Genomic DNA, 13,224 nt, shown 5'->3' on the forward strand with positions numbered 1-13,224 from the left:
TTCTACCTATCTACCGTACATCAATATTGGTATTATTTCCATAAGAAATACTAGAAACGAGGAAGCGACGATGTCCAATGAAATCGCATTGCGCCCGCTGACGGTACCTGAAGATTACGAAGGATTAGCTGCGCTTCTGAACGCGTTCTGGTCCGAGCCGGTCACGGCGCAACGGCTTGAGGAGGACGACGCGCATCTGTTCGAAGTCGGCGACACCTATATGGACGGCAATGGACTGCTGGCGGGCTATGACCGGACGCGATACGTTGCGGTTACCGCGGAGAATCGAATCGTTGGCTACGTGTGGTCGTGGCGCGCGCCTTGGACCGAACCTGGATATCTGAACAATACGATTATCGTGGAAGAGACGTACCGAGGCCGTGGCATAGGAGAGAGACTATTGAAGCATGCGCTGCAATGGGGAGAGCAATTGGGCGCATCGATGATGGTTTCGGAAATCTGGGACGACAATCCTGAAGCACGGACTTTCGTAGAGCGCAGAGGCTTCAAGATCGAGAGGCATTCGTTCCAGTCCGTGCTTGAGCTTGCGGACGCGCGTCCCGACTTGTTGGGAGAGACCCAGTTGTTCGAGGAACTGGCGAGGGAAGGCATCCGTTTCGCAACGTTGGCGGAAGTAGGGGCAACGGAAGAGAACGAGCGGAAACTATATGAAGTCTTTTCGGAGACGGCGCGGGATATTCCCGGTTTTACGGGGGAAGTGCCCAACATCGACGATTGGCGCAAATGGTACTTTCAGGTTGAGGGTTATACGCCCAAGTGCGTATTATTGGCCCTGAACGAGGAAGATCAATGCGTTGCGGTATCGAATATCCCGTATAAAACGGCGACGAACGGCATGTACCATGAGTACACCGGCGTGCGTCTCGACTATAGAGGCCGTAAGATAGCGAGGGCTTTGAAAATTCGCGCGGTTCAACTCGCGAAGCAGTTGGGCGCCTCGTACTTGAAAACGGACAACGATTCGCATAACTTACCTATTCTGCGAATCAACCGTAGTCTAGGCTACGTGCCGCTTCGCGGTTCGTATCGGATAGTCGCCGAACTGCAAACGGTGAAGGAAGCGATAAGCGATAATCGAGAATAGAAGCGATGATCTTCGGAAGTCTAGCAGTTAAATAAAAAGCCAACGGAACGAATCCCGTTGGCTTTATTCCTATTACCCCCGCAAGCCTACCGTGACGATGCCGTACTTACCGACCGGTAAGCGTCCGCCCTCGGAGGCATCTCCCTCGTCTTCCATGATGTTGCTGACGTACGCGCCGCCGCCCTTCGCGGACGAGAACCGAACCTCGCCGGCGTCGTCCGTGACGTTATACCAACGCGCCATCCAATCGCCGCGCTCTTCGTTCGTCTTCAGGCTCGAGAACAGCACGCCTTCGCCTTGCCATTGCAGGAAAGCGTGGCTCGGCGGCAGCGTACCCGGGTGAACGCCCGTCTGGCTGACGGTGACCGGTACCGGGTAACGGTGCGCTTCGCGGTAAGCTTCTACGCGATCGCTTCCGGCGTGCGGAACGATCATCCATTCGACCGTGTTCACGCCGAGGCACTGCGCCTCCGGCGTCGGGAACACGCCCCAGTCGCCGAGCTCGCCGACCGAGCGAAGGATCGTGACGGCGATCGTGTTGCGGCCGTCCTGCAGCACCTCGTACTCGTTCAAGCCTTTGCCGGCGATCGTAAGTCCGCGCTTCGCCTCGTGCACGTCGATGAAGTTCGACATGTGCTGGGCGTTGCTCGGATTGCGCCATTCCGCGGAAGGCGTCGTCTGGCGCTCGGCGACCTCGAAGATCGAATCCGCGTGGTGCGTCGTCGCGGAGACGTCGGTCGGGTACAGCACCCGCAGGCGATGATCCTTCGACTTGTTGTCGTAGGTCGCACCGACATGCACGCCCTTGCCTCCGCGCTCGAGCGATACGCGAGTGACGATCCGAAGCGGCGCCGTCTCCGAGGAACGGCCGGCCTCGCGCTCGTAAATGTACGTCATCGCGTTCATCTCTTCGGCGAGCTTGTCGTCCGCGGATACCGGAATATCGAGCGTCCGCGCGATCTCGATCGTCGCCCGGTAAGGCGTATCCTCGACGACCCGAACGTCGGCCGGCTTGCCCTTCGTCGTAATCGGCGCGTCGCCCTTCGGCTGCACGAAAATATACTCGTTGCCGATATCGCCCGTGTTGTCGTAATGGCCGAGGCCCTCGAACGTCTGGCCGCTGCGCTTGTCGAGCAGCGTGATGCCGCCGTCCGCGCCGACGGACAAGCGCAAGCGCTCGTTCTCCAGCGTCGCGTCTCCCGTCACCAACGATACCGCTTCCGAATTCGCGCCGGCGTTCGCGTCCGGTACCCAAGCGTACGTCGCGTAGCCGATGCCCGGCAGCGAAGCGGTCTCGAACGTCAGCCGGATGGTTCTGCAGTAGTAAGGCTGACGGAACTTGTCGTTCGGCAAGTCGTAGCCGAAGCGGACGCCGAGATCTTCCGCGCCGCAGACGACCGTCTCGCCGCGCTCGTTCACCAAGCGACCCTTGCCATGCGTGCGATCCCGCACCTCTTGCGACACGGCCACCGGATTCTCGCTCTGCTTGAAGTATCGGCGAGAGAGCTCGACGTCGACCGTCACGACGGAGGAACCGTCGTAACCGCTCGTGTTGAACACGACGAACGGAGCAGCCCCCGCGCCGAACGCTTCGAACGCGGACGTGTCGACGCAGCCGGCGACGGCGGACGCGCTCTCGACCGCGATCGCCTTCGCGACTTCCATGCTCTTGGCGAACCGGGTCGTCATCTCGCGGTACACTTCGTCGACGCTGCAGCCGCAGATGCTGTCGTGCGGGTGGTTCTGCATGAGCGTCTTCCAGGCGTACACGAACAAGGCGTGCGGATAGGTTTGGCCTTGCGTCTGCGCGAGCGTCGCCAGCGGCTCGGCGACTTTCTCGAGGAGCGTCTGGTTCTGCTGGTTCAGCTGCTTGATCGGCACGCGCGCCGATGCGGTATTGGCGAGCGTGAACAAGCCGTCCGTCTTCTGTCCGCGAAGTTCGCCGACCGTCAGGCTCAGCTTCGGCGGCAGCGAAGCTTGCACCGCCTTCATGTAATCGTCGAAGTTGGAATGGATGAATTCATGCTCCGGATACAGCTCGCGGGCGACGCGGAGCGCTTCGGACAAGTTCGTCTGCACCGGCTGGTGGTCGCAGCCGTTCATCAGGAGCAGATGCGGCGTCGACGCATACCGCGCAGCGCTAGCGATTCTATGATCCCAATACGATTTGGCCTCGATCGGATCGACAGGAATTTCCATGCCGTTGTTATACCAGTTGGCGAACAGCACGCCGAGCACTTGCGAGCCGTCGGGAGATTCCCAGACGAGCTCGGAGAACGGAGATTCCAGGCTCGCGCCGTCCGCGACCGAGTTGTTGAAGCCGGTCGCCTTGACGCCGCGGCCGAACACGGCGTTGTCGATGCCCGCTTGGCGGAGCAACTGCGCGGCTTGGCCCATGTTGCCGAACGAATCCGGGAAGTAGCCGACTTTGGATACCGGCCCGAAGTCTTTGGCGTCGCGGTGGCCGATCTGCATGTTGCGCACGTTCGCTTCGCTGCTCGTCAGGAACTCGTCCTGCAGCACGTACCACGGCCCCGCGGACAGCTTGCCTTCCGCGACGTATCGTTGCAGCAGCTCTCTCTTCTCCGGATACACCTGCAAGTAATCTTCCAGCACGATCGATTGGCCGTCGAGATAGAAGCTCTTGAATTCGGGATCGTTCGCGAACGTATCGAGCAGGGCGTCCATCGTCTGGATCAGCTTGACGTGATGCGCCTCGTAAGGCATGTACCATTCCCTGTCCCAGTGCGTATGCGAGATGACGTGAATGACCCGTCGTTGCGTGTTCATGAAGCGGCCTCTTTTCCATAGTTGAAATAAGCGGTACGCGGTTATTGTATAGGACGCTCCGCGCGCGGGCAATGAGGAAATTACAAACTTTACGGTGCGTTCTTGGCGCGTGCGCGGACGGCAACCGGACAGGAATCCCATGTTTAATTTAAGAACGTCTCCTATCCAAATTTCGCGCGATCCGATAGTATCTTTTCATGCAAGATGCACTTTTTTGTAAGCCCTTACAACGAGCGGAGATCGCGAAGGGGGGTGGTTGAGGAAGGAGCATCCAGACCGGCAGAAGCAAGGCGCATGGCGAACGGCACGATCAATCGGCGGAAAAGGGAGTGAGGCGACGGTACGTTCGGGGGATCGGACGAGACCACCGCGAGGCTTGAGGCAAGCTTGCAGTAACCATATCGATTAGGAGGTTATTTATGAGCATTCATGCGAAAGGATTGTCCTCGAAAACATGGCTCGCGCTATTGCTGGCCGTTGCGTTGCTCGTCACGCTGATGTCGGTGTCGCCTAAGGTGGCGAACGCGGCGTCCGCGTTCAACCAGACCGCGGCTTCGAGCTACACCAGCCAGTCGGGCATTCAATTGGAAGCTTCCAGCGAAGGCGGCCAGAACGTCGCGTTCGTCGACAACAACGATTACATCGCCTTCGCGAATACCGACTTCGGCACCGGCGCGACGTCGTTCAACGCGCGGGTCGCGAGCAATGCGTCGGGCGGCAACATCGAGATCCGCACGGGCAGCGCGACCGGCACGCTGGCGGGTACTTGCGCCGTTCCGGGCACGGGCGGCTGGCAGAATTGGACGACGGTCACGTGCACGACGTCCAATATCGCGGGCAACCAGACGCTGTACCTGAAGTTCACGGGCGGCGCGGGCAACCTGTTCAACATTCTGTGGTTCAAGTTCGCGGCAGGCGCGGTCACGTTCAACCAGATCGAAGCGGAAAGCTACAATACGATGCTCGGGATCCAGACCGAAGGGACGTCTGATACGGGCGGCGGCCAGAACGTCGGCTTCATCGATAACGGAGACTATCTATCCTTCAATAACATCAACTTCGGCAGCCCCGGCGCGACTTCCGTGCAATTGCGCGTGGCGAGCAACGCCAGCGGCGGCAACGTCGAGGTGCGTCTGGGCAGCGCGACAGGCACGCTCGCCGGTACGTGCGCGGTACCGGGCACGGGCGGCTGGCAGAATTGGACGACGGTCAATTGCGCGGTCAGCGCCATTACCGGCACGCAAACCGTCTTCCTCAAGTTCACGGGCGGCGCCGGCAACCTGATGAACATCAACTGGTTCAAGTTCGGCACGACGCCTCCGGTCACCGGCGGCGACGTCGTCGGCAAGATCTTCGCGGGCTACCAAGGCTGGTTCAACGCTTCGGGCGACGGCTCCCCGAACGGCGGATGGGTACACTGGTCGAAGAACAGCAGCGCGCCTACCGCTAACTCCAACGTTAATTTCGAGCTGTATCCGGATATCAGCGAATATTCGGCGTCCACGCTCTATGCGACGAACCTCGCCAACTTCGGCGACGGCACGCCGGCGAAGCTGTTCTCCTCGTACGATCAGTCGACGGTGAACAAGCACTTCGAATGGATGCAGACGTACGGCATCGACGGCGCGGCGCTCCAGCGCTTCGGCGCGGACTTGAACAATGCGCCGAACAACTGGAAGACGAACCGCGACAGCGTCGCGGTCAAGGTTAAGAACGCGGCGCAGCAATACAACAAGAAGTTCTACGTCATGTACGACATTACGGGCATGGACGCGAACACGTGGGACGACGCCGTGAAGAACGACTTCACGACGCTCGTTAACGGCTCGCTGGGTCTTACGGGATCGAGCGCCTACGCGAAGCAGAACGGCAAGATCGTCGTCTGCATCTGGGGCATCGGCTTCACCGACCGTCCGGGCACGGCGTCCGAGCACCAAGCGCTCATCGACTGGTTCAAGAACCAGAACGTCTACGTCATCGGCGGCGTGCCGACGTACTGGAGAACGAACAACAACGACTCCAAGACGGATTTCGCGAGCGTGTACGCGTCTCTCGACATGCTGTCGCCGTGGTTCGTCGGCCGCTTCGGAGCGAACGGTCTCGCGGACGTCGACCACTTCAACAACAACCAGTGGGGACCCGACTTCACGAGAACGCAGCAACTCGGCATCGCCTACCAGCCGGTCATCTGGCCGGGCTCGGCATGGTCCAACCTGAATCCGGGCGCGCCGCGGAACGAGAATCCGCGCCTGCACGGCGACTTCATGTGGTATCAGGCGTACACGATGAAGCAGCGCGGCATTAACACCGGCTATTTCGCCATGTTCGACGAGTACGACGAAGGCACGGCCATCGCGAAGATCGCGCCGAACAGCTCGAAGATTCCGACGAACCAATACTTCCTGACGCTCGACGCCGACGGGGTTGCGGTATCTTCCGACTTCTATCTGAGGCTGGCCGGGGACATTACCCGGATGTTCAAGGGGCAGATTCCGACGACGCAGAACCACCCGACTAGCCATCAATAACGCAGGCGAACGACCCCGGGTCAAGACGACCCGGGGTCGTTTTTTCGTTCCGCCCATTTGTTGTCAAACAGGCTATCTATATACTGGAAAATTTAAAATCGTCTCATGTCGGAGCTGCAACCTTGGGTGATAAGATTACGTAGAAAATGACTTTGACCTTGCGGACCGCGAGGCAAAGAGAATAATGTAAGCACTTCCATTCGGCGCATTAAGGGGGGTGGTCGGCAAGGGCCTTAGGACATCGGTAAGCCTAAGGTAGCGGGTTCCGGATTTCATGCGTTGGGGAGTTCAGCAAGGTCAGGCACTGATTATCGATTACAAAAAAAACGAGAAGTTAATCAGAAAAAGGAGTGTTTAGACAATGAAAAAATCTTTCTTGGTTCTCGCACTGACGATGGTACTGCTTGTTCTTGGCGCAACTTCCGCGTTCGCGGCCGATGCCAACCCTTACAGAACGATCCCGGGCGCCGAGGCTTCGGAGCTTAACAGCGACTCCGGCAAGTTCTCCGACGGCTCCGGTCCTCGTATCGAAGCGAACGACGCGAAGAACATCGGTTACATCGTTGCCGGCAACTGGGTGAAGTTCAGCGGTCTGAACTTCGGCGATCCGGGCGCTACGAAAGTCAAAGTCGAAGCGGCTTCCGGCGCTGCCGCCGGCGGAACGATCGACGTATTCCTTGATTCCGCTACGGGCACGAAAATCGCTTCGATCCCATACGACGTTACCGGCGACTGGCAGAAATACGTAGAAGTATCCGCCGATATCTCCGGCGTAACGGGTACGCATGACGTCGTCTTCGTATTCGTAAACGGCGATATCAACGTTAAATCCGTTTCCTTCGAAGGCGACGCCGGTTCCGGCGCTGCCGCTCCTGCGGCTAACCCTGCTACGGGCGACAACGGCATCATGCTGTACGTTGCGCTTGCAGCGGTAGCGGCGGCAGGCTTCGTATTCTTGAGCCGCAAGAAACTGGTTAAGTAAGTAACGCCTTGCTATCCATAACTTGAGTAGAGGACGTCCCGAGGCCGAAACCGGCCTTGGGACATCCTTGTTTGGAAGGGAGGGTCCGCCATGAAGATCTCGAAGGCGCAGTGGACGAGGTGGGGATTGCTCGGCATCGCGGCCGGCGTATTCCTGTTTTCCTCCTACAAGGTATACGCCTACGTATCGGACAATTACGAGAGCAAGCAAACCTATGATGACGTCAGGGATCTCTATTACGACCAGGGCGGGACCCCGATAGAAGGGCCGGAGAGCGGCGCGGCGGGGACCGGATCCGGATCGGCCTCGGAATCGTCGTCCGACGTTTGGGGCTTAGCGGTCAGTGCCAAGTTCGAGCCGTTGCTCGAGATGAACGACGAAGTGGTCGGATGGCTTCGGATCGCAGATACGCAGGTCGATTACCCCGTCGTGCAGACGGACGATAACGAGTACTATCTAACGCGCGACGTGAAGAAGGAAGAGAACATAACGGGCAGTATATTCATGGATTACCGCAACAACATCAAGGGCTACAACCGCAATACGATCTTGTATAGCCATTCGATGAAGAACGGCACGATGTTCGGGGCGGTGCTCCGGTACGAGAGCCGATGGAATTTCGAGAACAAGCCGATCATCGAGTTCGACACGCTGTACGACGACGAGGAGTGGGTCATCTTCTCCGCGTACAAGACGGATACGAGCTTTGACTATATTCGTACGGAGTTCGATTCGGACGAAGATTACCAGGCTTACCTGGACGGCGTGAAGGCGATGTCGTTGCACGAATCCGACGTCGAGGTGACGGCACAGGACCGGATCCTGACGCTGTCCACTTGTTATCACGGCATCAAGGACGGGCGGTTCGTCGTCCATGCGAAGCTCGTTCGGAAGAACGAGCACGCGCTCGCGTTCGATCCGGCAACCGGGCTGTGGCGTCCGGCGATGTTGGGTCAAAGCGTCGGGACGGAGGAGACGCTGACTTACGTGTCGCCGGAGGAACAGGCCGCGGCGTTGGAAGCGGCGGAGCTGGAGGCCGCGGAACGCAAGGAAGCCGAACGCAAGGCGGCGGAAGAGAAGAAGAAGGCGGCGAAGAAACCGGTTAAGAAGCCGGTGGATAAGCCTGCCGCAAAGCCTGCCGCGAAGCCCGCGGGGGAAAAGGCGGAGAAGACGGAAGAGGTACCTGCGGAACAACCGGCTGAATCGCCGGAATCGGAAGCGACGGCGTCGACGCAAACGATCGAAGAGCCGCAGAACATACCGGACGAAGTCGTTCACGAGACGTTGACCGAGACGAAGGCGGCGGAACCGACGGAGTCCATAACGAGCGAGAGCCGATAATCGGAGGAGAACATGGAGAATACCAACAAGCAAGCGTCGTTCGTTAGAGAAGGCGATATCGTCGGCCAAGTGCTCGCGGGATACCAAGGGTGGTTTTTCGCCGAAGGCGACGGATCGGACATGGGATGGACGCACTGGAGCCGGCGCAGAATGGTGCCGACCGCGGGCAGCGACGCGTTGACGTTCGAGCTGTATCCGGACATGCGGGAATACGGGACGACTTACGAGACGCGGCTAGGGAAGCTGGGCAATGGAGAGCCGGCGCGGCTGTTCTCCTCGCATGACCGGGGGACGGTCGACAAGCACTTCGAGTGGATGCGGGAGTACGGCATACACGGCGTAGGCTTGCAACGGTTCGGCGCGAGCGACAGCGAGGAGCCGAACGCGTGGCGTAGCGGCCGCGACGCGGTTGCGGCGTTGGTCAAGCAAGCGGCGGAAACGCACGGGCGGAAGTTCTACGTCATGTACGACACGTCCGGCATGCGGGACGACAACTGGACGAAGGCGATCAAGCACGATTGGACGGTCAATATCGTCGGGAAGATGGGACTGACCGATTCGCCGGCGTACGCCAAGCAGGACGGCAAGCTCGTCGTCTGCATCTGGGGCATGGGCTTCACGGACCGCCCCGGAACGGCGGAGGAAGCATCCGAATTGATCGCGTGGTTCAAGGAGCAAGGCTACTACGTCATCGGCGGCATTCCGACGCATTGGCGCGAATGCGCCATCGACTCGAAGCCGGATTTCCTCGGCGTCTACGAAGCCTTCGATATGATCTCGCCCTGGTTCGTCGGCCGGTTCAAGGGACTGGAAGGCGCGGACGAATATCTCGACAACCAATGGAAGCAAGACTTCGCAGCGACTGAGGCGCTCGGGATCGACTATATGCCGGTCATCTGGCCGGGCTTCGCATGGTGGAACCTGCACGGCGGCCCGCGCAACCAAATTCCGCGGCTGCACGGCGACTTCATGTGGCGGCAGGCGTACAACCTGAAGAGCGTCGGCATCGACACGGCCTACATCGCGATGTTCGACGAGTACGACGAAGCGACGGCAATCGCCAAAGGGGCGGAAGACGCTTCGATGGTTCCGACCGACCATTATTTCCTCGCGCTCGACGCCGACGGCGTCGCCGTGTCCTCGGACTTCTACCTGCGGCTGTCCGGCGACATCGGCAAGCTGTTCCGCGGGGAAATCGCGCCGACGGAGGAGCACCCGACTCCGCATATACTCGCAGGGGGATGACGGGCTGTAATTAGCGGAGTGACACTCGGCTAATGTGGCGCTTTATCGATAACACGGCGTATTAGCGGCACCACACTCCGCTACTTCGGCGAAACCCCTATTCCGCGGCGCAATAGCGGCACCACACTCCGCTAATGCGCCGCATTTTCAGTAAAATAATAAACGATTTAACATAAATTATTGAATTTCAGCGTCCCGATTCGAGTTATATGATGAAGCTAGCTCTATGCGCGCATGGATCATAACTTAAGAGGAGGGCATTAAAGGATGGAAGCGATCAAGAGAGGGAAGAAAGGTTTGTCGGTGCTCGTGGCGGCTTCGCTGCTCGCGGCGATCGGCGTGGCGGCAGGACCCCAAGCGGCGTCGGCAAGTCCGACCACGCATGCGTTCAATTCGTCTTCGGGCGTCCTGAACGTCGATTACGCGAACTACTTGTCCAAGCACGACGTCGTGTATAACGGACCGGTCTCGGAGCCGAAGAGCGGGCTGACCGTCGGCAACGGCCGCGTCGGCGCGATGGTATGGAACACGTCCGGCGGCTTGACGATGCAGGTCCAGGGCGTCGATGCCTCGCAAGAGGGCTTCGCCTCGCAAGGGCTCGTCAATCTGTACACGAATCCCGGCTTTGACTCGGGGTATTCGACGTACCAGCAGCGGTTGAACTTGTACGACGGCACGGTCACGACGAAGTACGATAACAATCGGACGATCACGATCATGGGCCAGCCGAACTCCGAAGTCATCGGCATTCACGTCGAAGACAGCAGGTCGGGCTTGTCCAATGTAACGCTCGATCTTAGCCTCTGGGATGTAAGCGCCTTCAACGGCGGAGACGTGCCCGACATCAACACGTGGCGCACGGTCTCGACGTTCGTCGATCCGACCGTCGCCGGCTTCAGCCGCGGACAGACGGACGCCAACAAATTCGGATACACGATGGCCGCGACGGTCGAAGGCGCGAGCTTCACGACGCAGGCGGTCGACAGCCGCAAAGTTCGGCTTAACATTACCCCGTCATCCAGCTATACGATCTGGATCTCGACGGCGAGCAGGCTGAACGCGCCGAGCAACAACTCCGTCAACCAAGCCAAGTCGCTGCTGACGAGCGTCAAGAACGCGGGTTACAACGCGACGTTCAACAACTACAAGAACTGGTGGCACGACTTCTGGGGCAAGTCGTTCGTGCAATATAGCAACGGCTCCGGCGACGCCGACTATCTCGAGAGCTTCTATTACCTAAGCACGTACATGATCGCGGCCGGCGGCTTCGCCAACTATCCGAACCACTTCATCAACGGCGCGTTCAGCGCGGTGCAGGACAACGACAGCGGCAAGTGGAGCAACGCGTACTGGTATTGGAACCAGCGTGACGTCTACCATTCGTTCCTCGCTTCCAATCATGCGGACATGGTTAACATTTTCAACAACTTGTATGCCCGGAACTATAGCGCCTTGAAGTCGTACACGATGACGCGGTACGGCATCGACGGCATCTGGGTGCCCGAGACGATGGGATGGGACGGCAACGCCCGCGGCACGATCAACAGCGATTATACGCAAGACACGCTGTCGACCGCGGCGGAAGCGGCGCTCAACATGTACGCGCAGTACAAGTACACGAACGATTCGGCGTACTTGAGCAACACCGCGTATCCGTTCATGCGGGAGGCGGCCAAGTTCTACGCGGGCAAGCTGAGCTTCAATAGCGGGACGGGCAAGTATTATATGGCGTCTTCCAACGTTCACGAGCAGCATTGGGACGTGCAGAACGCGATAACCGACCTCGCCGCGGTCCGCGCGCTGTTCCCTGTCGCCATCTCTACGAGCTCGCAACTCGGCGTGGATGCGACGCTGCGAACCCAGTGGCAGAATATCCTGAACAACCTCGTGGCATATCCGGTGGACCCGGCGAACTCGCAGAAGTATTACCCCCACACCCCGCCGCTCTCGCAAAATCGCAACAACGAGAACGTCGTGCTGGAGCTCGCGTGGCCGTACAACGTCAGCGGAATCGGCTATCCCGACCAGCAGATGCTCATTAACAACTACAATACGCGGCCCTATACGTACGGTGGCAACAACGTCTGGGATCCGGCTCCGATCCAGGCGGCGCGCCTCGGACTCGGGGACGAAGCGTACCTCGGCATGCGCATGATGCTGCAGCGGTACCAGGACTATCCGAACGGCCGGACGACGAACACGAACGGCGAGTTCGAATATATCGGCGTTCACTTGATCGCGATGAACGAATCGCTGTTGCAAAGCTACAACGACAAGATCCGCGTCTTCCCGGCGCTGCCTAGCGACGGCACGATGAACGCCAAGTTCACGCTGCTCGCCAGCGGAGGTTTCCTCGTCAGCTCCGAGCGAGAAGCTGCCGAGACAAAGTACGTCGGCATCAAGAGTCTCTACGGCAAGCAGGCGACCGTCGTCAATCCGTGGGGCACCCAGCAGGTGCGCGTCAGAAGAACGTCGGACAACGCGATCGTCCTGACGACTTCGAGCGCGGAGTTCAACTTCGCGACGGCCGCGAATACGACGTATGTCGTCGAGCGGACCGCCAAGACGCTGAGCGGCTATTCGGCCGAGACGCTGACCGGCACGGCGAACCAATCGAAGAAGACGATTACGATCAGCGGCGTCGAGCGGGCGCTCGGCAGCGCGCAGCCTTACACGGGGCCGAAGCCGACGTTCTATCCGAACGCCAACTACGGCGGCACCGGGGTGTCGCTCGCGCCGGGCAACTACAGCATCTCGCAGATGCAGGCGGCAGGCATTCCGAACGACGCGATCTCGTCGATCCGCGTGCCTTCGGGCATAACCGTTGTCGCGTACGGGGACGGCGCGTTCGACGGCCCTTCGTGGACGTTCACCTCGGACAACGCGAATCTCGCGAATACCGGCAACGATAATACGATCTCTTCGATCAAGGTGACGAGCACGGCGGTTACCGGCGTTACGTTCTATCCGGACGCCAACTACGGGGGGACGGGGGTAACGCTAGGCATCGGCAGCTACACGATCGCGCAGATGCAGGCGGCCGGCATCCCGAACGACGCGATCTCGTCGATCCGCGTGCCCGCGGGACGCACGCTGACCGCTTACCGGGACGGCGCGTTCGACGGCACGGTATGGACTTATACGTCAGATCAGCCGAATCTCGCGAATACGGGCAACGACAACCAGATTTCGTCCTTTACGATCTCGTAGCATCCGCTAATCGTAATCCGATT

Annotated in this window: 7 protein-coding genes; 6 read left to right on the forward strand and 1 reads right to left on the reverse strand. The window is 59.4% G+C overall.

Features of this window, described 5'->3' with window-relative positions; genetic code table 11:
• The first annotated feature begins 70 nt into the window (after positions 1-70).
• Positions 71-1,105, forward strand: coding sequence for a GNAT family N-acetyltransferase (locus ACFQZG_RS06955; protein WP_378150836.1), 1,035 nt, complete (start codon positions 71-73; stop codon positions 1,103-1,105).
• A gap of 72 nt (positions 1,106-1,177) precedes the next feature.
• Here ACFQZG_RS06955 and ACFQZG_RS06960 read toward each other — a convergent pair whose 3' ends face one another.
• Positions 1,178-3,895: an alpha-mannosidase gene (locus ACFQZG_RS06960; RefSeq protein ID WP_378150837.1), complete on the reverse strand. Its 2,718-nt coding sequence runs from the start codon at positions 3,893-3,895 to the stop codon at positions 1,178-1,180.
• A gap of 419 nt (positions 3,896-4,314) precedes the next feature.
• Here ACFQZG_RS06960 and ACFQZG_RS06965 point away from each other — a divergent pair, with 419 nt between their 5' ends.
• The 5 genes from ACFQZG_RS06965 (at position 4,315) to ACFQZG_RS06985 (ending at position 13,201) form a co-directional block, all read left to right on the forward strand.
• Entirely contained in the window at positions 4,315-6,423 is a 2,109-nt protein-coding gene (locus ACFQZG_RS06965) for a carbohydrate-binding protein (RefSeq protein ID WP_378150838.1), read from the forward strand.
• A gap of 361 nt (positions 6,424-6,784) precedes the next feature.
• Positions 6,785-7,405, forward strand: coding sequence for a carbohydrate-binding protein (locus ACFQZG_RS06970; protein ID WP_378150839.1), 621 nt, complete (start codon positions 6,785-6,787; stop codon positions 7,403-7,405).
• Positions 7,406-7,495: 90 nt separating this feature from the next.
• On the forward strand, positions 7,496-8,746 hold the full coding sequence (srtB, locus tag ACFQZG_RS06975) for a class B sortase (protein ID WP_378150840.1): 1,251 nt from the start codon (positions 7,496-7,498) through the stop codon (positions 8,744-8,746).
• A gap of 12 nt (positions 8,747-8,758) precedes the next feature.
• Complete coding sequence (locus ACFQZG_RS06980) at positions 8,759-9,991, forward strand: glycoside hydrolase family 99 protein (protein WP_378150841.1); 1,233 nt, start codon at positions 8,759-8,761, stop codon at positions 9,989-9,991.
• 267 nt (positions 9,992-10,258) lie between these two features.
• Positions 10,259-13,201, forward strand: coding sequence for a beta/gamma crystallin-related protein (locus ACFQZG_RS06985; protein ID WP_378150842.1), 2,943 nt, complete (start codon positions 10,259-10,261; stop codon positions 13,199-13,201).
• The last annotated feature ends 23 nt before the right edge of the window (positions 13,202-13,224 follow it).

The organism is Cohnella sp. GCM10027633 (genome assembly GCF_042675445.1).
Taxonomy (GTDB): domain Bacteria; phylum Bacillota; class Bacilli; order Paenibacillales; family Paenibacillaceae; genus Cohnella.

Excerpts from the sequence above, each read along its gene's own strand:
- ACFQZG_RS06955 (WP_378150836.1), top strand. The coding sequence starts at position 71 with ATGTCCAATGAAATCGCATTGCGCCCGCTGACGGTACCTGAAGATTAC.
- ACFQZG_RS06960 (WP_378150837.1), bottom strand. The coding sequence starts at position 3,895 with ATGAACACGCAACGACGGGTCATTCACGTCATCTCGCATACGCACTGG.
- ACFQZG_RS06965 (WP_378150838.1), top strand. The coding sequence starts at position 4,315 with ATGAGCATTCATGCGAAAGGATTGTCCTCGAAAACATGGCTCGCGCTA.
- ACFQZG_RS06970 (WP_378150839.1), top strand. The coding sequence starts at position 6,785 with ATGAAAAAATCTTTCTTGGTTCTCGCACTGACGATGGTACTGCTTGTT.
- srtB (WP_378150840.1), top strand. The coding sequence starts at position 7,496 with ATGAAGATCTCGAAGGCGCAGTGGACGAGGTGGGGATTGCTCGGCATC.
- ACFQZG_RS06980 (WP_378150841.1), top strand. The coding sequence starts at position 8,759 with ATGGAGAATACCAACAAGCAAGCGTCGTTCGTTAGAGAAGGCGATATC.
- ACFQZG_RS06985 (WP_378150842.1), top strand. The coding sequence starts at position 10,259 with ATGGAAGCGATCAAGAGAGGGAAGAAAGGTTTGTCGGTGCTCGTGGCG.